Origin of the sequence: Lacticaseibacillus salsurae (assembly GCF_045862175.1) — a bacterium.
Taxonomy (GTDB): domain Bacteria; phylum Bacillota; class Bacilli; order Lactobacillales; family Lactobacillaceae; genus Lacticaseibacillus; species Lacticaseibacillus salsurae.
This window is the reverse complement of record NZ_BAAFZI010000013.1, coordinates 19282-40325: the sequence shown is the minus strand read 5'-3', so window position 1 is coordinate 40325 and position 21044 is coordinate 19282. Positions and strand designations below refer to the sequence as shown.

At 48.4% G+C, this 21044-nt stretch carries 22 protein-coding genes and 1 tRNA gene; 9 read left to right on the top strand and 14 right to left on the bottom strand.

The genetic code is table 11. The annotated features are described in order from the left end of the window. Nucleotides 1–11: 11 nt before the first annotated feature. From ACKTSG_RS06050 to ACKTSG_RS06040, 3 genes are all read right to left on the bottom strand, one after another. The gene (locus tag ACKTSG_RS06050; RefSeq protein ID WP_407892947.1) at nucleotides 12–2360 is read right to left on the bottom strand and encodes a DNA translocase FtsK; all 2349 of its coding nucleotides are present in this window, start codon (nucleotides 2358–2360) and stop codon (nucleotides 12–14) included. A gap of 234 nt (nucleotides 2361–2594) precedes the next feature. Continuing rightward, nucleotides 2595–3236: a YtpR family tRNA-binding protein gene (gene ytpR / locus ACKTSG_RS06045; RefSeq protein WP_407892945.1), complete on the bottom strand. Its 642-nt coding sequence runs from the start codon at nucleotides 3234–3236 to the stop codon at nucleotides 2595–2597. Nucleotides 3237–3256: 20 nt separating this feature from the next. Continuing rightward, a complete protein-coding gene (locus tag ACKTSG_RS06040) occupies nucleotides 3257–3577 on the bottom strand; it encodes a thioredoxin family protein (protein ID WP_407892943.1) in 321 nt (106 codons plus the stop codon). 106 nt (nucleotides 3578–3683) lie between these two features. On the opposite strand from ACKTSG_RS06040, the gene ACKTSG_RS06035 reads away from it, so the two are divergent. Then, the gene (locus ACKTSG_RS06035) at nucleotides 3684–4022 is read left to right on the top strand and encodes a hypothetical protein (protein WP_407892941.1); all 339 of its coding nucleotides are present in this window, start codon (nucleotides 3684–3686) and stop codon (nucleotides 4020–4022) included. Here the strand turns inward: ACKTSG_RS06035 and trmB are convergent. From trmB to ACKTSG_RS06015, 4 genes are all read right to left on the bottom strand, one after another. Next, entirely contained in the window at nucleotides 3969–4619 is a 651-nt protein-coding gene (gene trmB, locus ACKTSG_RS06030) for a tRNA (guanosine(46)-N7)-methyltransferase TrmB (protein ID WP_407892939.1), read from the bottom strand. The genes ACKTSG_RS06035 and trmB overlap by 54 nt on opposite strands. A gap of 60 nt (nucleotides 4620–4679) precedes the next feature. Beyond that, complete coding sequence (locus ACKTSG_RS06025; protein WP_407892937.1) at nucleotides 4680–5456, bottom strand: phosphotransferase family protein; 777 nt, start codon at nucleotides 5454–5456, stop codon at nucleotides 4680–4682. Between the two features lie 100 nt (nucleotides 5457–5556). After that, nucleotides 5557–6768 carry an ABC transporter permease gene (locus ACKTSG_RS06020; protein ID WP_407892935.1) on the bottom strand — a complete coding sequence of 404 codons (1212 nt, stop codon included), beginning with the start codon at nucleotides 6766–6768 and terminating at the stop codon, nucleotides 5557–5559. Continuing rightward, a complete protein-coding gene (locus ACKTSG_RS06015) occupies nucleotides 6765–7499 on the bottom strand; it encodes an ABC transporter ATP-binding protein (RefSeq protein WP_407892933.1) in 735 nt (244 codons plus the stop codon). Before ACKTSG_RS06015 ends, ACKTSG_RS06020 begins: the two co-directional genes overlap by 4 nt. 93 nt (nucleotides 7500–7592) lie before the next feature. On the opposite strand from ACKTSG_RS06015, the gene ACKTSG_RS06010 reads away from it, so the two are divergent. The 4 genes from ACKTSG_RS06010 (at nucleotide 7593) to ACKTSG_RS05995 (ending at nucleotide 10571) form a co-directional block, all read left to right on the top strand. After that, complete coding sequence (locus ACKTSG_RS06010; RefSeq protein WP_407892931.1) at nucleotides 7593–8021, top strand: HIT family protein; 429 nt, start codon at nucleotides 7593–7595, stop codon at nucleotides 8019–8021. Next, the gene (locus tag ACKTSG_RS06005) at nucleotides 8021–8371 is read left to right on the top strand and encodes a YtxH domain-containing protein (RefSeq protein WP_407892929.1); all 351 of its coding nucleotides are present in this window, start codon (nucleotides 8021–8023) and stop codon (nucleotides 8369–8371) included. Before ACKTSG_RS06010 ends, ACKTSG_RS06005 begins: the two co-directional genes overlap by 1 nt. 193 nt (nucleotides 8372–8564) lie before the next feature. Beyond that, the gene (locus ACKTSG_RS06000; RefSeq protein ID WP_407892927.1) at nucleotides 8565–9470 is read left to right on the top strand and encodes a peptidylprolyl isomerase; all 906 of its coding nucleotides are present in this window, start codon (nucleotides 8565–8567) and stop codon (nucleotides 9468–9470) included. A 189-nt stretch (nucleotides 9471–9659) separates the two neighbouring features. Next, nucleotides 9660–10571 carry a peptidylprolyl isomerase gene (locus tag ACKTSG_RS05995; protein WP_407892925.1) on the top strand — a complete coding sequence of 304 codons (912 nt, stop codon included), beginning with the start codon at nucleotides 9660–9662 and terminating at the stop codon, nucleotides 10569–10571. A 104-nt stretch (nucleotides 10572–10675) separates the two neighbouring features. Here ACKTSG_RS05995 and ACKTSG_RS05990 read toward each other — a convergent pair whose 3' ends face one another. From ACKTSG_RS05990 to ACKTSG_RS05980, 3 genes are all read right to left on the bottom strand, one after another. After that, the gene (locus ACKTSG_RS05990) at nucleotides 10676–11644 is read right to left on the bottom strand and encodes a 3'-5' exoribonuclease YhaM family protein (RefSeq protein ID WP_407892923.1); all 969 of its coding nucleotides are present in this window, start codon (nucleotides 11642–11644) and stop codon (nucleotides 10676–10678) included. A gap of 122 nt (nucleotides 11645–11766) precedes the next feature. Beyond that, nucleotides 11767–12111 (bottom strand): YlbF family regulator, encoded by a 345-nt coding sequence (locus tag ACKTSG_RS05985; RefSeq protein ID WP_407892921.1) that lies wholly within the window; start codon nucleotides 12109–12111, stop codon nucleotides 11767–11769. A 29-nt stretch (nucleotides 12112–12140) separates the two neighbouring features. Continuing rightward, complete coding sequence (locus ACKTSG_RS05980) at nucleotides 12141–14228, bottom strand: PBP1A family penicillin-binding protein (RefSeq protein WP_407892919.1); 2088 nt, start codon at nucleotides 14226–14228, stop codon at nucleotides 12141–12143. A gap of 106 nt (nucleotides 14229–14334) precedes the next feature. On the opposite strand from ACKTSG_RS05980, the gene ACKTSG_RS05975 reads away from it, so the two are divergent. Both ACKTSG_RS05975 and ACKTSG_RS05970 read left to right on the top strand, forming a co-directional pair. Beyond that, nucleotides 14335–15171 carry an RluA family pseudouridine synthase gene (locus tag ACKTSG_RS05975; protein ID WP_407892917.1) on the top strand — a complete coding sequence of 279 codons (837 nt, stop codon included), beginning with the start codon at nucleotides 14335–14337 and terminating at the stop codon, nucleotides 15169–15171. Between the two features lie 278 nt (nucleotides 15172–15449). Then, nucleotides 15450–15791: a PadR family transcriptional regulator gene (locus ACKTSG_RS05970; protein ID WP_407892915.1), complete on the top strand. Its 342-nt coding sequence runs from the start codon at nucleotides 15450–15452 to the stop codon at nucleotides 15789–15791. Between the two features lie 43 nt (nucleotides 15792–15834). On the opposite strand, the gene ACKTSG_RS05965 is transcribed toward ACKTSG_RS05970, so the two are convergent. The 3 genes from ACKTSG_RS05965 to ACKTSG_RS05955 form a co-directional block, all read right to left on the bottom strand. Continuing rightward, the gene (locus ACKTSG_RS05965; protein WP_054719351.1) at nucleotides 15835–16290 is read right to left on the bottom strand and encodes an arginine repressor; all 456 of its coding nucleotides are present in this window, start codon (nucleotides 16288–16290) and stop codon (nucleotides 15835–15837) included. A gap of 89 nt (nucleotides 16291–16379) precedes the next feature. Continuing rightward, the gene (argS, locus tag ACKTSG_RS05960) at nucleotides 16380–18062 is read right to left on the bottom strand and encodes an arginine--tRNA ligase (protein ID WP_407892913.1); all 1683 of its coding nucleotides are present in this window, start codon (nucleotides 18060–18062) and stop codon (nucleotides 16380–16382) included. Nucleotides 18063–18296: 234 nt separating this feature from the next. Continuing rightward, nucleotides 18297–18367 (bottom strand) — tRNA-Gly (locus ACKTSG_RS05955). A 277-nt stretch (nucleotides 18368–18644) separates the two neighbouring features. Between ACKTSG_RS05955 and ACKTSG_RS05950 the strand changes: the two genes are divergently transcribed. Together ACKTSG_RS05950 and ACKTSG_RS05945 are read left to right on the top strand one after the other, a co-directional pair. Then, complete coding sequence (locus tag ACKTSG_RS05950) at nucleotides 18645–19043, top strand: hypothetical protein (protein ID WP_407892911.1); 399 nt, start codon at nucleotides 18645–18647, stop codon at nucleotides 19041–19043. Between the two features lie 147 nt (nucleotides 19044–19190). Continuing rightward, nucleotides 19191–20129 carry a dihydroorotate oxidase gene (locus ACKTSG_RS05945; protein WP_407892909.1) on the top strand — a complete coding sequence of 313 codons (939 nt, stop codon included), beginning with the start codon at nucleotides 19191–19193 and terminating at the stop codon, nucleotides 20127–20129. Nucleotides 20130–20206: 77 nt separating this feature from the next. Here the strand turns inward: ACKTSG_RS05945 and ACKTSG_RS05940 are convergent, their stop codons facing one another. Then, nucleotides 20207–20878 carry an adaptor protein MecA gene (locus tag ACKTSG_RS05940; RefSeq protein ID WP_407892907.1) on the bottom strand — a complete coding sequence of 224 codons (672 nt, stop codon included), beginning with the start codon at nucleotides 20876–20878 and terminating at the stop codon, nucleotides 20207–20209. Nucleotides 20879–21044: the final 166 nt, after the last annotated feature.

Sequence of the window (21044 nt, the reverse complement as noted above, 5' to 3'; positions counted from 1 at the left end):
TAATAGTCATGTTAATCGTCAGCCAAGTCTTCTTTGGTAAAGTAAACGTCTCGTGGTTTTGAGCCGTTGGCGGGGCTGATGTAATGCCGCATTTCCAACTCATCGATCAAGTTGGCGGCGCGGTTGTAGCCAATCGAAAAAACGCGTTGCAACTTTGACGTTGAGACATGTTTTTCTTGGGCGATGTATTCCAATACTTGTGGGAATAGCTCGTCTTGCGAATCACTGGCCTCAGCTTGCGCTAACAAGCCGTCTGGTTGAAATAAGTAATGCGCTGGGCGCTCTTTTTTGACGAAATCGACCACCGTGGCGATATCTTCGTCAATGAAAGTCCCTTGCAAGCGCAATGCTTGGCTGGCGCCGTTACCAAGATACAACATATCCCCGCGACCAAGCAAGCGTTCTGCCCCATTGGCGTCAATGATCGTGCGCGAATCCGTTTGGCTGGCCACCATAAAGGCGATCCGGGTGGGAATGTTGTTTTTGATGGTGCCAGTGATGACATCCACCGATGGCCGTTGCGTGGCGACGATCAAGTGGATCCCAGCAGCGCGGGCTTTTTGCGTGATGCGGGCGATATAGTCTTGCACTTCAGAAGCGGCAACCATCATCAAATCGGCTAACTCATCAATGATGATCACCACATAAGGCAATACCAAGCCAAAATCGCCATGGGATTTGGCTTTGCGATTGAATTGTGCCAAATTACGCACCCCAGCCGCAGCCATTTTCTGATAACGGTTCTCCATTTCTTCAACGGCCCATTTCAACGCTTCGGCAGCCGCTTTTGGATCGGAGATCACCGGTGACACCAAATGCGGCAAGTTGTTGTAAACCGCCAATTCAACGGCTTTAGGATCGATCAGCAATAGTCGTACTTGTTCAGGCGTGGCTTTATAAAGTAGCGACGTCAACAATGAGTTGATGAACACGGATTTACCAGATCCTGTCGCCCCAGCGATCAAGCCATGAGGCATTTTGTTGATATTGGTGACCACTGGCTGGCCGAATAAATCGACCCCCAAAGCGATCGTCAAAGGCGAGGTGGCGTCTTGAAAAGCGGGTGATTGTAACACTTCTCGCAACATCACGGGACGTGGGTGCAAGTTCGGGATCTCAATGCCAACAGTGGTTTTACCTGGGATCGGTGCTTCGATGCGAATGTCTTTGGCCGCTAAAGCCAACTTTAGATCATCATTTAAATTGGTGATCTTATTGACTTTCACCCCGGCATCAAGTGAGACCTGAAATTGGGTCACCGTCGGCCCAATGGTGTGGGCGACCACGTGGGCGCCCACATGAAAAGCTTCAAGCGTTTCATCCAAACGTTGCGCTTGCGCCTCGACCCAATCGTTTTGTGCCGCGCTGGTGGTGATCACCGGTTTTGGCAACAGATCAAGCGGTGGGAAAACGTAAGGCTGTTGCGGCGTGGCTTCAGCTTTGACGCTGGTAGCTGACGGCTGGGCTGCAGGCGTTGATGGTGTTGGCGCAGCTACTGAGGTGGGCTTGGCCACTGAATCCGCAGTTGGCTGTGGGACTGATGTTGTCAGCTTGGGATCTTCAGATCGCGCAGTTGGCTGAGTGGGTTTGGCCTTTGCTTGCGCTTGTTCAGCGCGCATTTGGGCAATTGGTTTGGGCAAGTCTTTTTTGCGCGCCTTGTAGTTGCCCACTGCACTATGCAGGTCCTGGCGTTTGGGCAATTGTAATGGGCGCCAGTTGGCGTAAACCGTCTTTTTTTGCTTGGCCAACGCCGCTTCTAATTGCGCTTGTTGCGCTGCTTTAAGCGGATCGACTTGGCTTGGGATCAGCTTCGTCGGGGTTTGGCTGACAGTTGGGATCGGCTTTGCCGTTTTGGCGGGTTCGCTTGGAAGCTTTCTTGTGATGTGCTGAGCTTCACTTGCGGCTGCCCCTGGTACTTTGTGGTCAACTGAAGTCTTGGGTGAGGTTGTTGGCATCTGCGTTTGAGTCGCTTCAGACGATTCGCCTGCAGTGTCAGGTGAGGCACCAGGCACCAGATCAGTGGCATCCAGTGCAATAGCTGAAGTCTCAGGAACTTGAGGCGTAGCAGCTTTGGTTTCATCCGCTTGCAACGGGTCATTAGCCGATTGACTTGCCGGCACATCAGGCATTGTGCCTGTTGGTTCAACTACTGGCGTGCTAGTCGCGGCGTCATTTGTGTCATCAACAAACAAATACACTTGATCATCAGGCCGCGCCATATCCGCTAAGATCACCTGATAGTCGATTTGTGGACGTTTAGGTCCCCGCCGCACTGTTGATTTTGGCGTACTTAACGCTGCCAATGGGTCAACAGAATGACGCCCGATTTCAGACTCAGCAACAGGTTCTGGCTGAGGCATTATTGGCGCAGGCTTTGGTTTTGGTGCTTGGCGCTCAGTTCTAGGTGGTAATGGGTATTTTTCAGCAGGTGGTTCTGCTTCGCCGCGTAAAAAAGGCGGACCATCATAATGCGCCATAAATTTCATCCCTTCCGATTACTCAATGCTTTCTATTTTACCATATCAAAGCCGCCACTCCGCCGATTACGCAAAAAAACCGTGAACCTTTAACAGTCCACGGTGAGAAAATTTCATTTAGTTTTGGCTGGCAACCACGGCCGCCGCTTGGTCAAAGTCAAACGGCTGGCCTGCTTTAAGGTCATCAGGCATGATCAAAATGCCGCGCTTTTGGGGGGCATTCGGCAACGCTAACTCCCGCGCAGCACATAACATCCCATATGAATCAACACCACGCAACACCCCAGGCCAGATCAACTTGCCATCTGGCATCATGGCACCTGGTAAAGCAGCGACAACGGTTTGGCCAAGTTCGGCATTAGGCGCGCCGCACACGATTTGCTTGATGCCTTCTGCGCCAAGATCCACTTTGGTCACATGCAAGTGATCAGAATCTGGATGAGCTTCAAATTCAACGATTTTACCAATCACGATACGGGCTGGATTGTCCAGCGGTAAAGCGCCGTTCAAGCCGGATTTGCTGATGGCTTCGTTCAAGGTTTCTAAGCCCGCTTGATCTAAGTGGACTTGGCCATTGCCAACAAGTTCAGGCAACCATTGATGGACATTGAAAAAGTTGAACCCGATGGCCTCATGTTGGGCGTTGTAGATACCCACGATGTCGCCAACTTGTTGGCTGGTTTGGTTGGGATCATCAGGACCGATAACGGCGATGAGCACATCGCCTAAAGCTTTGGGATTATAAGTGGTGACTAACAATTGACGTTCCTTTCAAGTGACTAAGCAGGCAAACCGTTAATGAAGCTTTCAACTTCTTGCTTGGTTTTACGGTCTTTGTTCACAAAACGGCCGATCTCTTTGCCGTCTTGCATGGCGATGAAACTTGGAATCCCCATCACGCCATAGTCTTGGGCGACTTCAATGTTGGCATCGCGGTCAACTTGGATGAAGTCAAAATCAGGATATTCCGCTTCGATCGCTGGCATTTCTGGTTTGATAAAGGCGCAATCTGGGCACCAGCCCGCAGTAAAGAACAACATTTGTTTGCCAGCAGCTTTAGCCGCTTGGCGGATCTGATCATCTGAGTCAAAGATTTTCATAAGACAACATCCTTTCACTTACATTAGATAAGCATATTATACTCAAGTGCAAGACGTTTGGCAACCCATTAAAAGCGCGGTATATTAAACCCATGGGAGGCTCGTCATGAAGAAAAACACTACGACCACAGTTTCAGCTTTACTTGCCGCTGGCGCCATCAGCGCATGGGGTCATCATTATTATTACCACACTTGGCTGCCCAAGCACCGCTACGCCCAACTAGTGCGCCGCATGCAAGCTGGCGGCACAGTTTCTGGTGGCTTTATCGATCATCAACCAAAACAGGCCTCAGCTGGCGATGTCTACACTACCGCTTATGATGGCGGATTGATCATCGATGGCGTGATGTACGCGTTTACCGTCGCCGAAAACGGCACGGTGTTGCGCTGGTCACGCCAAAACCTCAAAGCGGGCAGTGAGTTGATAGATCAACCCGCCTTGTGAGGCAAATTTATGTTCATATTCAGTTTCCACATTACCCACGACGCGCGCATCATGATGTAAGTCCAAAGACACCAGATCAAAATGCATGCCGTAGTTGTTCATGCTGACCAATGAAAATTGGAAGAAACCTAAATTATCAGTTTTAAATTGTAAAACGCCGCCGCGCTTCATGATCGCCTTGTATTGATCAAGGAAGGTCTTGTAAGTCAAGCGACGTTTTTCGTGCTTGGTTTTAGGCCAAGGATCAGAGAAGTTCAAAAATACGCCAGTGACTTCTTCTGGCTCAAAATAATCGGTCAAGTCGGCCCCATCGCCTAAGATCAATTGCAAGTTCGGCAATTGCAGTTCAACTTGCTTGCGCAAAATATAAGCGATCGCCACTTCTTGGATCTCTAAGGCGATGAAATTTTGATCAGGATGTTGCTGGGCCATGTTAATGATGAATTGGCCTTTGCCAGAGCCGACTTCCAAATACAGCGGGCGGGCTTGGTCAAAGCGGCTTTGCCACTTGCCTTGCATATTAACCGGCTTGGTCATGATATATTCTGGGTGTGCCGCGATCAAAGGGGTCGCCCAAGGTTTGTTTCGTAAACGCATATTGCCTCCATTGAAGTGTGATTGCCATAAAAAATCCGGCGGATACCGCCGGGTCATGGTTTAGTCTGTTTGATCAATTAAAGCTTGCAAGCGGATCAGTGCTTGATTCATTTCCGTGTAGCGTTGTTGCTCATACCCAAAACGCACGGCTTCTAACAAATGCAACTGCCCATACCACATGATCGGTGCCAATAATTCTGGGCTTAAATGCGTGCCATAAGCATCCATCCATGTGCCCCATTGCTTGCGTGGCACATAGTTGATCAACACCACCGACAGATCAAAGGCAGGATCGCCTAAGCTGGCTTGATCCCAATCCACCAAATACAGTTTATGGGTATCAGATAACAGCCAGTTTTTATGATTCAAGTCGCCATGACATACCGTCGAGGCAACTTGTGGTGGCAAGTTCTTTAAGCGCTTGGCAGTTTGTGCCACTAAAGGATGCTGGCGCAACGCTTTAGGTAAGTCCGCCACATAGCGCTCGCGCAGCTGTGCCGGTGTGGGCATCGGCGCGCCGACTTTTTTGAGCATGCGATGCAACAATTGCGAGTGATGCACACGCGCCAACAACTTTGCCACCATGGGGGTATTCATTTGTGCCCGCGTCAATGTTTGGCCGTTAAGCCATTCTTGTGCGGTTAAGACATCGCCAGTGGTCATGCGTTTGGTCCAAATCAGTCTAGGCGTGATCTCCTCAACAGATAAGGCCGCCAAAAATGGGGACGCATTTCGTTTTAAAAAGAATTTCTCATGGGCATGAACGCCTAAAAACGCACCGCCGGTAGTGCCACCGACAGGGCTCAGCGACCACCCTGGGTCAAGATCAAAATCCATAGGCACAACTCCTAATTACAATCGTTTCAAATGTCGCAATTGTCCGTATCGTGGCACAAAACCACATCTAGAATCAGTGTACTAAGCGCAGACTTTCCAGTCAAGAGCGGGCTTTGGCAAATTGACGCAAACGCAAGGGCAAATACCACCCGGCAAACCCAACGGCCACCACTAAGCCCCCGACGATCGCAGCCAACGCGGTAAGCCAATGGCCACCAGCCAATGCGCCTAACGCATTGATCACCGCTGCCATCAGCAATAACTTGACCACCAAAGCTTTAAAAGCGTTAGGTTTTTGCGTTTGCGGCAAGGGGTATAAATAACTGAAGACAATGTCGTCATGCACTTGATACATCGGCAACAATTGAAAGCCGATCAAGTACACAAATAACGCCGAAAGCGCCAAAGCCAGCCACCATTGTGACACAAATGCCAAACACAGCGCCCCGATCACCACTAAGCGCAAGTACAACCCTAAAAACTCGGTGCGACGCAAAAAGCTGCGGATCAATAACCATGCCCATGTGTTTTTTTGCTTTTTGAACACGGTTTTGGCAATACCATCTAAATACTTGCGGCGCTTGACCGTGCCTTGTAACCCAGGAACGTCGGTAAACAAATTATAGAAGCGATAGATCTGTCCCATGCGCTTGGCTTCTGCTTGCACCAAGTTCAGCCAATCCAAATGCGCCGGATCCAACCAAACGCCTAATTGCCAGCGCAACCCTAAAGCCACCACTAATGCGGCGATCAAAGCGATCGCTGGATGCACATAAAAGCCCAACCCTAACGCCACTAACACAACGCCAAACAAATGACGCCGTTTAGCCCAAGTGGGCGCGCCTTGATAAAAGGTCAATACTTGTAGCCACAGATCCGCATCTTTAAACGCCCATAACGCAGCGCCTAACGCCAAAGCATCCCATACTGCCAAACCCAACACTTTTAGCATCGGGATCACGGCGATCGTCGCAAAGGTCAATACCACCAGCGGTAAAGCCAAGCTGTAGCGCCGCGCTTTGGCCAGATATTGAGGAAATTCCGTGGTTTTTGGCAATAAAAACGTCGCATCTGCTTTTTGCACCAAACTCGCCAAGCGACCGATCCCCAGCAACGCGGTGAATCCTAAAGCCAAAGCGCCTGGCAGCCACCAGCTGGCAGTCATGGTTTTGACCAGTTGCGAATACCCGTAAAGCAAAGCCCCAAGCATAATGATCAACACCAACACAAAATGATCATTGAACACCAATTTCAAATATTTGAATTGCGCTTGTGAATGTTGTTTTAAGCGCGTTTGCCAAAGGTGTTTCATGCCTGCGCTCCTTCTTGGCTCATGGCCATATAGATATCATCTAATGAGGCATCCTTGAGGCCAAATTGGTCACTTAATGACGCCAAGTCCCCTTGCGCGCGGACTTGGCCGGCTTTAAGCAAGACGAATTCATCGGCGTATTGTTGCGCCGTGGCTAAAATATGTGTGGACATCAATACTGACGCGCCAGCCGCTTTTTTGGCTTGTACCAAATCAAGTAGATCATGCACCGCCAAAGGATCCAAGCCAGTGAAAGGCTCATCGATGATGAATAACTGCGCGTTGGTGATAAACGCACACACGATCATCACCTTTTGCTTCATGCCTTTGGAGAAATTGTCTGGAAACCACGCCAATTTGTTGTCCAAGCGAAACTTAGCCAACAACTCATGCGCTTTGGCCCAAGCGGCTTTTTTGTCCAACGCATATGCCATAATGGTCAAATCGATATGCTCTTGCAAAGTCAACTCAGGATACAGCACTGGGGTTTCTGGTACATAAGCGATGGCTTGATGATAGGCATTGGCATCATCATCTAAGCTCTTGCCATTGACTAAGATCTTGCCAGATAAAGGTTTTAATAAGCCGATAATGTGTTTGATGGTCGTGGATTTGCCGGCCCCATTTAAGCCGATCAAGCCGACGATACTTTGATCTGGCACGGTGAAATTCACATTTTGTAAAACCGGTACCGTGCCGTAACCGCCGGTGAGTTGTTGGATGTCTAACATATTGTTGCCTCCGCCGAATTTGGATTTAAACTCGCTACCAACTATGATAGCATGAATGCAAAGCAAAACTTCATTAAGAAAGAGGAATTGACCATGACAGATTGTATTTTTTGCAAGATTATCGCCGGCGACATCCCCAGTGTCAAAGTTTATGAAGATGATACCGTCTTGGCATTCTTAGACATTTCTCAAGCGACGCCAGGCCACACCTTGGTGGTGCCTAAAAAACACGTCCCAGACATTTTCGCTTATGACGCCGATCTGGCGGCGGCAGTGTTTTCACGCATCCCAAAGATCGCGCAAGCCATCAAAGCCAGCGATCCAAAGATCAAAGGCATGAATATTTTGAACAATAATGGTGAAGTGGCTTATCAAAGTGTCTTTCACTCACACATTCATTTGATCCCCCGTTACTCTGATCAAGATGACTTCAGCATCCACTTTGGCGATCATACTGATCAATATGACCACGCCCAGCTGCAAGCGATCGCAGACAACATCAAAAAGCAGGTGCAAGGCTAATGGCAAAATTTACCACTGGCTTTTTGCTAGGCGCCGCAGCAGGCACGGTGTATGCTTTGCTGACAGCCAAAAAAACCGGCCCGCAGCGCGTGGCGACGGCCAGCCAATATGTCGATACACTCACTGACGCTACCAATGGCGTGCAACATGCCGTCACCCGCTTTGGCAACGCAATGAAAGACTTGCGCCATGAATTAGACACCACGTTAAAGCCAGCTGTTGACGACATTCAAGCCAGCGTGGACGATTTTAATTTTCAGACCCAGCCTCGCGTTGACGCCATCAACGACCATCTTGACGCCATTTCCAAAGCAGCTGAAAATTTGGATCAAACCCTTGACCAACATTAACTGCCATCGGCTCAGTGCTCAATTTGAGTGCTGAGCTTTTTTGATGCCATTTAGCGGCAAATGCGAAGATTTTTCGGCGCCGCGACGACTTCTTGAGGCTTTCATGATGCTTTTGTGAACGTCCCGATTTCAGGCTTGGCGCATGCTATATTAAGTGACGCAATCAATTTTGAAAAATAGGATGTGTCCACTTATGAAAAAATGGCTTCTTGGCCTCGCCAGTCTCGCTTTGGCCGCAACTTTGGCCGGATGTGGTTCAAGCACTGTGGCAAATATGAAAGGTGCAAAAATCACCCAATCGGAATACTACGACGAATTAAAAGCCAGCAGTGCTGGGCAATCCACGCTGCGTAGCATGATCGTGCTCAAAGCCTTACAACAACAATATGGCGATCAAGTGTCATCTAAGCAAGTCACCGCCCAATACAACCAAGTCAAAAAACAATATGGCTCGAGTTTTTCTTCGGCATTGGCACAAAACGGCTTGACCACCAAAACGTTTAAAGAACAGATCGAAACTTCTTTGTTGTCTGCTGTCGCCTTGAAAGACTTAAAAAAGCCGACCCAAAAGCAAATCGACGCGCAATGGAAAAAATATGAACCAAAGATCACAGTGCAACACATTGTAGTCGCCAAAAAAGCCACTGCAACCACCGTGTTGGCTGAGTTGAAGAAAGATTCCAGTGCCGCAAACTTCAAGAAACTCGCCAAAAAATACTCCACTGATACCGCCACTAGCGCCACTGCAGGGAAACTGTCAGCGTTTGACAATACTGACACCAGTTTAGATTCAACTTTCAAAAAAGCGGCCTTTAAGTTGACCAAAGCCGGCGAATACACCACTACCGCAGTGAAAACCACCAATGGTTATGAGATCATCCGCGCCATCAACATCCCGGCTAAAGGCAAAGAGTCTGACCACACTGCAGCGTTGAAAAAGCAACTTTACACCACTTGGGAATCTGACACCACGGTGATGACCAACGTGATCAAGCAAGTCTTGAAAAAAGCCAATGTTACCATTAAAGACAGTGATCTCAAAAATGTCTTGTCGGTTTACTTGAGTAGCAGCACCTCTAGCAGCACTTCTAGCAACTAATATTGATCCAAATGGCGTCTCGCTTGATCGCGAGGCGTTTTTTTCATGTCTTGAAGACGACGCTGAAGAAATTCGCAAATTGCGGAAAATGTTTGAAGCTTTCGTGAACATAAGGCAAAGACTTTGGGCTTGTGGTATATTAGAACACGTGTGAATGTACCAAATACTTAATTAGGATGTGTGTACACAATGAAGAAATGGATCCTCGGTATTGCCGGCGTTGTGCTGGCTGCAACCTTAGCAGGATGCGGTTCCAGTACGGTTGCCAACATGAAAGGCGCCAAGATCACCAAAGATCAATACTACGAAGAAATGAAGTCCACCACCAGTGGCCAATCCACCTTGCGTAGCATGATCGTTTTAAAGGCGTTGGAACAACAATACGGCAAGAAGGTTTCTGACAAGAAAGTCACCGCCCAATATAACAAAGTGAAGTCCCAATACGGCTCAAGCTTCAGCTCTGCATTGTCGCAAAGCGGCTTGACCACCAAGTCCTTTAAAGAACAGATCAAAACTTCTCTGTTATCGTCTGTGGCCTTGAAAGACTTAAAGAAGCCAACTCAAAAGCAGATCGATGCCCAATGGAAGAAATATCAACCAAAGATCACCGTGCAACACATTTTGGTGGCCAAAAAAGACAAAGCTGACGAATTGATCGCTGATTTGAAAAAAGACAACTCTGAAGCCAACTTCAAGAAGTTAGCCAAAGCCAACTCCACTGATACGGCTACCGCCTCTGATGCCGGTAAGTTGACGCCTTTTGACAACACCGACACCAGCTTAGATGCCACGTTCAAAGCGGCGGCCTTCAAGTTGACTAAAGCTGGCGACTTCACGCAAACACCAGTGAAAACCAGCTACGGTTACCACATCATCCGTGCGATCAAAGTCCCTGCCAAAGGCAAAGAATCTGATCACAAAGCGGAATTGAAGAAACAACTTTACACCAAGTGGGAATCAGATACCACAGTGATGACTGGTGTGATCAAGCAGGTCTTGAAGAAAGCCAACGTTTCCATCAAAGACTCTGACTTGAAGAATGTGCTGTCGGTTTACTTAAACCCATCCAGCGCCAGCTCCGCAACCAGCACTGCTAACTAGATCAACATTTAAGCGCAACGCTTCGGCGTGGCGCTTTTTTGATGCGCAAAACGCCTGTCACGGCAAAAAAAAATACGCCAGTTTGGCGTATTTTTGGTAACGGCTTATTTGGGATCAGCGTAGCCTTTACCATGTTCTGGGCGATAAAAGCGCCGGTTATCCATCCCAAACAGTCGCTCAGTGAACGTGCCTGGTTCAACATGTTGATAAGCCGTCGTTAACATGTTGATCTGCGCATCCATATCGTCCAAGTTGTGCAAGATCTGCGCTTCCAGCAACCCTGGGCGCACTGGCGAGCCATATTCCAACAAGCCGTGATGCGATAAGATCATATGCCGCAACATGATCATATCTTCTTGATGGATGTCGATTTTAAGTTCTTGGGCGGCTTGCACCAACGCTTCATCGACTAACACGATATGCCCGATCAAGTTGCCTTCCATGGTGTATTCAGTCGACACCGGACCAGATAACTCGATGGTTTTGCCTAAGTCATGTAAGATCGCCCCAGCATACAACAGCGATTTGTTGACGCTAGGATATTGATCCGCCACGCTTTGCGCCAAACGTAAAATACTCAAGGTATGAAATGCCAAGCCACCAGTGAACGCATGGTGATTGGATTTAGCCGCCGGATAAGTCAAAAAGGCTTGCTTGTGGTCAGCCAACAACTTGCGTACCAAACGATTCCAATTCGGGTTGGTGATCTTGAAAATGAAGTCGTTGAGCTCGTCGCCCATGTCGTCAGCAGATTCTGGCGCATGTTCTTGATAATTCGCCGGGTTATTGCCTTCTTCTTGCGTGGCTAAGCGCAAGTTATAGATCTTGATCTGCGGGTTACCTTGATACAATTCGCGCTTGCCGTGCAGTAACACCACCACGCCAGGTTTGTATTGATCGATATCAGCTTCTTGCGCATCCCAAAATTTCGCTGAAATATGTCCAGAAGCATCTTGGAAGTTGAACGCGATAAACTTTTTGCCGTTTTTGGCCAACCGCACTTCTGCTGACTTCACCAAAACAGGAAGGGTCAGATCTGCGCCGTTGGGGTAATCAAATAGTTGTTTTGCCATATGGGCCACCTTTTCTACGAAACATCTAACGTTCATGATAGCGATTTTTTTGCCAAAACGCAATCACACGCTTGCAGGCCACAAAAAAAGTAAGCGGCACGTGGCAGCTTACTTTTAGGTGGCTATTTACCTTGATAAATATCGACGATCGGTTGCGTGATCGTGCGGTTGAGTTCATCCATCATTTGTGACAACGCTTGTTCTTTGACCATCAAGTCATTGATCGGTTGCATGTTTTGCATTTTTTCACCGATAGCTTGGATGTCTTTGATCTCGTCATCCGTGGGTTCTTGGCCTTGCATTTGTTTTTGTTGCAAGGTCATTTGCTTTTGTTGGAATTGTTGGAACATCGCATAAGCGACGGCATCCAGCTTCAACATGTCAAAGGCATGTTGCATTTCTTTGAATTGTTGAGACTCTTTGAGATCTGATGCCAATTGGTTGGCGGTGTCGTATACGTTAGCCATGATTAGGCGCCTCATTTCGTTGTTTTGGGTCAGTTGAATAACCCTTTAATGTCATTATACCATTGATTGACGGTGCTCTTGGCAGAATCGATGCCACTTTGCACGCCATTTTGAATATTGTTCCACACATCACTGCCAGAACTCGAACTGGCGGCTGGCGTTTGTAGCGTCGCTTCAGAGCGCGCATCTTTGGTGTCAAAGGCACTTTGCGGCGAACTTGGCAACATCGCCGACATTTCTGATTTGAAGATCGGCGCCACGCCAGATTCGCTGGTGCCGACTAAGAAATGGTTTTTATCTGTCGTCGCAAACCCCGTCCAAGTCGCCACCACCATATCTGGTGTGTAGCCGACGACCCATTGATCGCGGGTGCCATAACCCCAGCTTGCCGGCACTTCAGTGGAACCAGTTTTGCCGGCAACCGTATAACCATAAGGCGCCGCTGAGACCCCAGTGCCGTATTTAAAGGTGCCAAGCATCATCGACGTCATGGTTTTGGCTACTGAAGACTTAATGATCAGCTTCTTTTGGTTATCAGTGTTGTCGACTACCGTTTTGCCGGTGGCATCCACGATTTTGCGAATGAAATGCGTTTGTGGCAAATAGCCACCGTTGGCAAAAGCAGAATACGCTCGCGCCATGATCAAGGGGCTAAAGCCGGTAGTGACCCCACCTAACGCTGCGGCTAAGTTCTGGTCTTTTTTCTTTAAGTCGATGCCAAAGCGGGCCAAGCTTTTGACCCCAGTTTGCACGCCGATCTTATTGAGCAACCACACCGCTGAAGTATTCACTGAGTTGGCCAAGGCCATGTACATTGGCAAACTGCCAGTGTAGGTGCCGGTGGCATTGGTTGGGGTGTAATTGTTGGCGCCATAACTTTGCTTTTTGTCTTGCAAGATCGAATCATAATCATAGCCGTGTTCCAAAGCCGGCGTGTACACCATCAATGGCTTGATGGTCGAACCTGGGCTGCGCTGCAGCTGGGTGGCATAGTTATAGCCTAAAAAGACATGTTCGCCGCGCCCGCCAACCACTGCCAATACCCCACCAGTGTTAGGATCCACAGCGATACTGGCGGCTTGCGGCTTGGTGCCATCTGCGGCATTGGCTGGGAAGTTGGCATCATCATCAAACGTACTTTGCATTTCAGTTTGATAAGTCGGATCTAAGGTGGTGTAGACCTTGTAGCCTTTGTTCATGATATCATCTTGAGAAATGCCGTCTTTTTGCGCTTCTTCGATCACCGCATCAAAGAAATACGGGTACTTGTTGGCATTACCATTGGTATAATTGTCTTTTAAAACCAAAGTCTCAGCTTTGGCTGCCGTCGCTTGCGCTTGGGTGAGCTTGTCGTTGTCCACCATCAACCCTAAGATCAAATTACGGCGATCCAAAGCGTGTTGCATGTTGTCGATCGGGTTATAGTAACTGGGACTGCGCAACATTGCCGCCAGCACTGCGCCTTCTGACGCATCCAGTTGTGAGGCATGCTTGCCAAAATACTTCTCGGCGGCATCTTCAACACCCCACACCCCGTTGCCAAAGTAAGCGTTATTGAGATACATCGTCAAAATATCGGATTTAGAGTACACTTTAGTCAGCTGGATCGCCAAAAATAATTCTTGGGCTTTACGCAAATAAGATTGTTTTTGGGTCAGTAACGTATTTTTGGCCAGCTGTTGGGTGATCGTGGAACCACCACCGGTGATCTCACCATGATGGACGATCAAATTGAACACCGAACGCAAGATTCCTTTGATCGAAAACCCCCAGTTGGTATAAAAGGTGCGGTCTTCAGTGGACAATACCGCATTTTGAATTTGAGGGGAGATCTTGTCTAAAGTCACATAAGTCCCTTTTTGGCCATAAAGCGTCCCGGCTTCTTGATCTTTAAGGTCGTAGATCGTTGTTTTAGTTTGCAGCATGGACTTGATGTTTTGCACATCGGCGGTTTTGGCTTGGTAGGTAAACCAAGCGCTGGCCACTAAAATCGTGGTCAAGCCGATCAAAATCGCCCAACGGATCAACTGAAAGCGACGAAACACCCAGCGCACTGCCGTCCAAAACTGATGCAAGTAGGGTCGCACCCACTGCCAAAATTGCTTGAGGTAAGCCACAGTACCCCTCCTTGAAATTAGTCTTACATATTGTAACATTGCCTGCCGGCTGGTGTTGGCTGGTGATTCAACTTTAACTTAAATCCAATGAAAAGGAATCCGCCTTATGCCTGAATTTTCCTTGAGTGCCCCAGTTTTACACGATTTTGACAGTGTCACCGCGCAACTCACCGCTTGGCAAGTGCCAAAAGCGTGGCGTTATTGGTTGCGCAAGCATCAAGGCGTTACCGTCAACGGCCAATATCGCTATGGCAACTTACCGGTACATACCGGTGAAACGATCCAATTGCACTTAACGGCAAACGATCCAACCGCTTATGTGCATCAAATTCATCCGCTAGACATTGTTTATGAAAACAATCAAGTGTTGGTGGTGAATAAACCTGCTGGGGTCAAACCGCATCCCAACCAACCGGGTGAAGTTGACACGTTGATGAATTGGGTCGCTGCTTACTTGGCGCCAGGTCCTGCTTACATCACGCATCGTTTGGATATGCTGACCAGCGGGTTGACGTTGATCGCCAAAGATCCGCTGACGCAAAGCTTGATCAATCAGCAATTAGCCTCTAAAACCATGGCCCGCGAATATGTCGCTTTGGTGTCAGGACAAATTCCAGATGGCGGCGTTATCGATCAGCCCATTGGCCTGGATCCTGATGACAAACGCAAGCGCATGGTACGCGCTGACGGCGATCATGCTGTGACGCATTATCAAGTGATCGCGCGTCGTGGCGACGTGGCCCGCGTTTGGCTAACGCTAGAAACTGGGCGCACCCATCAGCTGCGCGTCCACCTTGCCAAAATCGGTTTCCCGATTTTAGGCGACCCGCTGTATGGCGACGTCCACGTCGCACCACGCTTGATGTTGCATGCCGCTAAGTTGAGCTGGCGCCAACCGCTAAGCGACAAGATGCAAACTGTCACCAGTGCGGCCCCATTTTGATACGCATAGATTGCCAATGCCTGAAGGGGTTGGCATTTTGTTACGGCTCAAGCTAGTAGGCATTACCGATTAGTCCCAGTCATGAAATCGTCTAGTTGGGATCCAAACGATCAAAAGCTAGTAGGTATTGCCTATTAGTCTCCCACATGGTATCTTCTCATTGTTCAACACTAGTGCTGAAAACATGGCACAATTGGCACATTTTCAGCGCTAGTAGGTATCACCTATTAGTCCCTCATGGTCGCTTCTGGTTGATCAGCCAATTGAGAGGTGAAAACATGGCAACCAATGAAACCAGTCAGTTGTTAAAAGGCGTCTTGCCAGGTTGCGTTTTGATTTTGCTGGATCAAGACGCAGATTACGGCTACGCGCTGACTCAGCGCTTAAATGACTTGGGCTTTAGCGAAGTCTCTAAAAGCACCGTTTACCCGCTGTTGATGAACATGGCCAAAAAAGGCCTGCTGAAAATCAGGCGTCAAGCTTCTGCTCATGGTCCCAAACGCAAATATTACACCTTGACCCCAGCTGGCCAACAAGCCAAGCAACAATTTTTAAGCGAGTGGCAACAACTCAACAACAATGTCACCAGGGTCATGAACGCAGTTGGTGATGAGCTTTAACAAAAAGCGTCGTGGCGAATGATTTCGTCACGACGCTTTTGATTTAGTCGCTAAAGGCACGATCATATTGTTGATTGAACCAAATGGCGGATTCTTCGTCTGGGGAGATCACCACGATGGTGTCATGCCCAGCCAAGGTTCCGACGACTTGGGCGAATTTGATATCGTCAATGATCGCGGCTAACAAGTTGCCATTTGACGGAAGGGTTTTGATCACATTCATGAACTGGACTCTGGTGATCGACAAGCCCACTTCGCGAATCGAGTTACCTAAGCGTTCCAGTTGTGATTCACTGTCACCGCGAAAAATGGTATACCGCAACGCACCGCTGGCATCTTGAGCTTTGACGATGCGCAATTCGCGAATATCTCGCGAGATCGTGGCTTGGGTGGCTTCGATGCCTGCATTTTTCAGCTCCGTCAACAATTCGTCTTGGGTGCTGATCACTTTTTGGTTAATAATACGTGCCAACGCATTTTGTCGCTGGGATTTATTCATGATTGGCCCTCCTGATGAATATCTATGCATATTGTAGCACAGGAATACGCAAAAAAATACCCGTTCATCACGAACGGGTAGTCGGCAAATTACATTTCTGCTGGCGCTTCAACGCCAAGCAAGGCTAAAGCGGAAGTCAAAATGGCGCTAACGGCTTTGACCATCGCCAAACGAGCTGGCAATTCGGCATCATCGACCAACACTTTGGAGTTGGCGTAGTATTTATTGAAGGCTTTGGCCAAACGCAAGGCATATTTGGCGATCACAGATGGTTCGTAAGCTTTGGCCGCGCGAGCGATGACATTGGGATAATCGCCTAACGCTTTGAGCACATCCCAAGCTTGCGGATCTGTCAAAGCGACATCTGCGGCAGGTTCAGTGTCGGTTTTGCGCAAGATGCTGTTGGCACGGGCGTTGGTATATTGCACATAAGGTCCAGTTTCGCCTTCAAAACGCACCACTTCTTCCAAATTGAAGTCAAACGAATCTAAGCGTTCATTCTTCAAATCATGGAAGATCACGGCACCGACGCCGACTTGGTGTGCCACGACATCAGCGTTGGCTAGATCAGGATGCTTTTCGGCGATTTGTTTTTTGGCTAATTCGATGGCATCGTTAAGCACTTTTTCCAGCAAAATGATATTGCCTTTACGCGTGGATAACTTCTTGCCGTTGCTGGTGATCAAGCCAAATGGGATATGGTGGATGTCATCTGCCCAGTCGTAACCCATTTCTTTAATGACTGCTTTGAGCTGGTCGAAATGTTCGCGCTGTTCATTGCCCACCACATACAAGCTTTGGACAAATTGATATTGGTTATGGCGATAAAACGCTGCCGCCAAATCGCGCGTCATATAAAGTGTGGCGCCATCAGACTTTTTGATCAATGCAGGGTTGAGCCCATATTGGGTTAAGTCGACGATTTCAGCACCTTGTGACGACTTCAATAAGTGTTTGGCTTCCAGTTCAGCCACCACGCCGTCCATTTTATCGTTGTAAAAGGCTTCACCATTGAAGGAATCGAACTTCACGCCAAGCATGTCATAGATCCGAGTGAATTCTTTCAAAGATTCTTCACGGAACCATGACCACAGTTGGTGGACTTCAGGATCGCCGTCTTCAAGTTGTTTGAATACCGCGCGCGCTTGGTCATCTAAAGTTGGATCGGATTCCGCTTCTTCATGGAATTGGACATAATACTTCACCAAGTAATGGATCGGGTCTTTTTTGACGTCAGCTTCAGATCCCCACTTACGGTACGCCACGATCAGCTTCCCAAATTGGGTGCCCCAGTCGCCTAAATGGTTGATCTTGATCGGCGAGTACCCGACTTTGGTCAAAATGTTGGCCAACGCATTGCCGATCACCGTTGAACGCAAATGCCCCATCGACATAGGCTTGGCGATGTTAGGGCTGGACATGTCGATGGGGACATTGCCGCTACCTAATTGTTGATCCCCAAAATGTTCAGGATCTTTGGCGATGCTGGTCAACGTATCATGGGCGAAGCTAACTTTGTCTAAGAAGAAGTTGACGTAACCACCGACGGCTTTAACGGCTTCAAACGGTTCCGCGTCGATTTTTTCGACTAAGTTGGCGGCGATCATTTTTGGCGCTTGGCGATAAACTTTAGCCAACGCAAAGGTTGGGAACGCATAATCGCCAAGATCTGACGTCTTGGGTGTTTCTAACAATTGGGTGATCTGATCGACTGGCAGATCATTTCCTAAAGCTTGACTTAACGCTGATACGACTTGTTGTTTGAAGTCCATATTTTCCTCCTTGATACGACAAAACTCGCCCCTTGCAAAAACTTCTGCAAGAGACGAGTTTCCCCGCGGTACCACTCTCATTGACAAATTTGTCCACTCGATATTGAACTGTTTGCTCAGGTGCGCCTCTATTGACCCGTAACTGCTCACACCACCCGCAGCCTCACTGAAACGGTTTCGCTAGGATCTTCCTGATCAAATAAAAAACTGACGCGATGCTCGCGTCAGTTCTGCAGCGGTTGACGAGAATCGAACTCGCGACGCCAGCTTGGGAAGCTGGAGTTTTACCACTAAACTACAACCGCAACAACGTTTACTAGTATAGCAAGCAGGTTCGATTTTGACAAGTCGAAATTTTAGCAAATCACGCATTTGCGTCAGTTGCCTGAGCCCATGCGGTGAAAACCCGCAAATCAAGCGCTTTGTTTACCCTGCATTAACACCTGCCTGAAAATCGTGGCATTCCTGTGAATATTAAAATTTACTCATATACTTGCTCATAATTTTAACCGTGTTATAATAGTGTGCAGAAACGATCGTTTTACTATGCCTAAAACGAAACGACCCAAAGGAGTGACGAGAATGGCAGACAACACCCGACGCTACTATTTTGCCGCGCGCAACGAAAAAACCGCGCATGGCTATCAAATCAGCTTTGTTAATATCCCGCAAGCCCAAGCCGTTGGGGCCACCTATGAAGAAGCCGTTTATTACTCCTACCGCGTGTTGGCGGACTTTTTAAGTCACTTGCCTAAAGATGAAGCCGCCTTGACGGCTTACAGCTTGACCACACTGCCGAAAGCCAAAGACGAGAATGTTTTTTATTCGCTGGTCAGTGTCACCTCAGACTTCGACCCGCATAAAATGGTCACCCACTTCACTTTGCCGCAAGCACCGCCTGCAGAAATTCGCCGTAAAGCCAGTCAATTGGCGAAGTTGGTCCATCATCAAAAACAAGCACGCGAAGCCGCAAATTCATAGATACGTAAAAGCCGAACAATATAATTGTATCGACTTTTTTTATGCGCAAATTACTAGGCAAACCTGCTAAAATGTGGTTTAATATTGGCCAAGGCCGAAAGCTGACAAAGGGTCAGTTAGGCGACGTCAACCAAAGGAGTGGCAGCATTGATCAGTTTAGCAACCCAGATCCGCGATTTTCACTTCGATAATGTGTTAATGAATGCCAGTGGGGTCCATTGTATGACCACCCAAGAATTAGATGAGCTGTATCAAAGCCCAGCTGGCAGCTTCGTGACCAAATCCGGCACCCCCAAGGCGCGCGTTGGCAATCCTGAACCGCGCTATCACCAATTGGAGCTAGGTAGCATCAACTCCATGGGGTTACCCAACCAAGGCCTCGATTATTACCTCGACTATGCCGTGGCCTTTCAAGCTGAGCACCCCGATCACCCGATCTTCATTTCGGTTTCTGGGATGAGCCCAGATGACTACAGCATTTTGGCCGAAAAAATCGAAGCCAGCGACTTCACGGGCTTGACTGAATTCAACTTGTCTTGTCCCAACGTTCCCGGCAAGCCGCAGATCGCTTACGATTTTGATACCACTGAAAAGATCCTCACTGACTTGTTCAAGATTTTCACCAAGCCAGCTGGCGTCAAGTTACCGCCGTTTTTTGATCTGGCCCAGTTCGATCAAATGGCCGCTTTGCTCAATCGCTTCCCGCTGACCTTTATCAACTCGATCAATTCATTAGGCAACGGCTTGATGATCGATCCCGCTACCGACACGGCGTTGATCCGGCCTAAAGGTGGCTTTGGTGGCATCGGTGGCGCATATGCCAAGCCGATCGCGTTGGCCAATGTGCGCGCTTTTCGCCAACGCTTGCGCGACGACATTGCCATTGTCGGCACTGGCGGCGTGACCACCGGCCGCGATGTGTACGACTTGATCTTATGCGGCGCTGACATGGTGCAACTTGGCACAGTGTTACAAGTCGAAGGCGTGGCTTGCTTTAGTCGTTTGAGTCAAGAACTAACGGCAGTGATGGCAGCCAAAGGTTATGACACCTTGGCCGATTTCCGTGGCCAATTGCACACGCTTTAATAAGCATTTCAAAACAGGCTGCGCCTGTTTTTTTGTGCGCATCAAAAAAGACAAGCCGCAACTTGTCTTTAACTGCTTTATTTGAAATAGTAACGCGCTGTTTCCAACGCACTGGTGGCCATCACATGGTGCCCATATTCGGACAGCTTTGCCGAAGATACTGATGAGCGATCGCCATATTCCATTGCCACGGCCAGTTGGTCGCGCATTTCTTGATCAGAAATTTGATTGTGATAGAAAGTCAACACCAAATAATAATCACCTTGGTATTGATACAAGTCGCTAGAGGCCCCTTCTAAGCGCAAGATCTTGGCTAAGCTGATCAGATCTTCAAAACTGCCTAACTTCAACACCGTTTCATGCAGTTTGGTCCCGTCGGCATCAATGAAGCTGCCTTCATCAACTGCGCTTTGATCGTCCCCAGTATCGGTAGCCATCAACTGGCGCCGAATAAATTCCGGCACGTCTTGAGGATCGTCCAAGCCGTCTGGATCATCGCTTTCTTGGTCGCCAACATTCTTGCTGATCAACAACTCCAAGCCAGCTTGACTTGGCATGACTTGAAAGGTCACGGCAGCGTTGTTGGAGAAGCTGTGGTCTTCATCGACTTCATCCAAAATACTATAGAAGAAACTTTCAATTTGGTCATGGTTGCCGAGCAAGTCCAACACGGTGATCCCACGTTGCGCCAAGTCATCATTCCCTAACAAAACGCGGATCGTGTTATCGTCGATGCGTTCCATTTTCATGATTGCTGCACCTCACTTTAGACGAATTCCTTCGTCAACTACAGACATTATAACATTACGCCAGTGTACAGCAATGAGTTTCTGAATGCAAAATAATTGTGTTTGACGTCACCTGCTGGTTACAGTCGCTTGGCTGAAAACACCACAAAACGGCCAAGATGCCTAG

Bases quoted from the DNA above. Each gene is read 5' to 3' on its own strand.
- ACKTSG_RS06050 (WP_407892947.1), bottom strand. From the start codon at position 2,360: ATGCCTCAGCCAGAACCTGTTGCTGAGTCTGAAATCGGGCGTCATTCT.
- ACKTSG_RS06040 (WP_407892943.1), bottom strand. From the start codon at position 3,577: ATGAAAATCTTTGACTCAGATGATCAGATCCGCCAAGCGGCTAAAGCT.
- ACKTSG_RS06035 (WP_407892941.1), top strand. From the start codon at position 3,684: ATGAAGAAAAACACTACGACCACAGTTTCAGCTTTACTTGCCGCTGGC.
- trmB (WP_407892939.1), bottom strand. From the start codon at position 4,619: ATGCGTTTACGAAACAAACCTTGGGCGACCCCTTTGATCGCGGCACAC.
- ACKTSG_RS06025 (WP_407892937.1), bottom strand. From the start codon at position 5,456: ATGGATTTTGATCTTGACCCAGGGTGGTCGCTGAGCCCTGTCGGTGGC.
- ACKTSG_RS06020 (WP_407892935.1), bottom strand. From the start codon at position 6,768: ATGAAACACCTTTGGCAAACGCGCTTAAAACAACATTCACAAGCGCAA.
- ACKTSG_RS06015 (WP_407892933.1), bottom strand. From the start codon at position 7,499: ATGTTAGACATCCAACAACTCACCGGCGGTTACGGCACGGTACCGGTT.
- ACKTSG_RS06010 (WP_407892931.1), top strand. From the start codon at position 7,593: ATGACAGATTGTATTTTTTGCAAGATTATCGCCGGCGACATCCCCAGT.
- ACKTSG_RS06005 (WP_407892929.1), top strand. From the start codon at position 8,021: ATGGCAAAATTTACCACTGGCTTTTTGCTAGGCGCCGCAGCAGGCACG.
- ACKTSG_RS06000 (WP_407892927.1), top strand. From the start codon at position 8,565: ATGAAAAAATGGCTTCTTGGCCTCGCCAGTCTCGCTTTGGCCGCAACT.
- ACKTSG_RS05995 (WP_407892925.1), top strand. From the start codon at position 9,660: ATGAAGAAATGGATCCTCGGTATTGCCGGCGTTGTGCTGGCTGCAACC.
- ACKTSG_RS05990 (WP_407892923.1), bottom strand. From the start codon at position 11,644: ATGGCAAAACAACTATTTGATTACCCCAACGGCGCAGATCTGACCCTT.
- ACKTSG_RS05985 (WP_407892921.1), bottom strand. From the start codon at position 12,111: ATGGCTAACGTATACGACACCGCCAACCAATTGGCATCAGATCTCAAA.
- ACKTSG_RS05975 (WP_407892917.1), top strand. From the start codon at position 14,335: ATGCCTGAATTTTCCTTGAGTGCCCCAGTTTTACACGATTTTGACAGT.
- ACKTSG_RS05970 (WP_407892915.1), top strand. From the start codon at position 15,450: ATGGCAACCAATGAAACCAGTCAGTTGTTAAAAGGCGTCTTGCCAGGT.
- ACKTSG_RS05965 (WP_054719351.1), bottom strand. From the start codon at position 16,290: ATGAATAAATCCCAGCGACAAAATGCGTTGGCACGTATTATTAACCAA.
- argS (WP_407892913.1), bottom strand. From the start codon at position 18,062: ATGGACTTCAAACAACAAGTCGTATCAGCGTTAAGTCAAGCTTTAGGA.
- ACKTSG_RS05950 (WP_407892911.1), top strand. From the start codon at position 18,645: ATGGCAGACAACACCCGACGCTACTATTTTGCCGCGCGCAACGAAAAA.
- ACKTSG_RS05940 (WP_407892907.1), bottom strand. From the start codon at position 20,878: ATGAAAATGGAACGCATCGACGATAACACGATCCGCGTTTTGTTAGGG.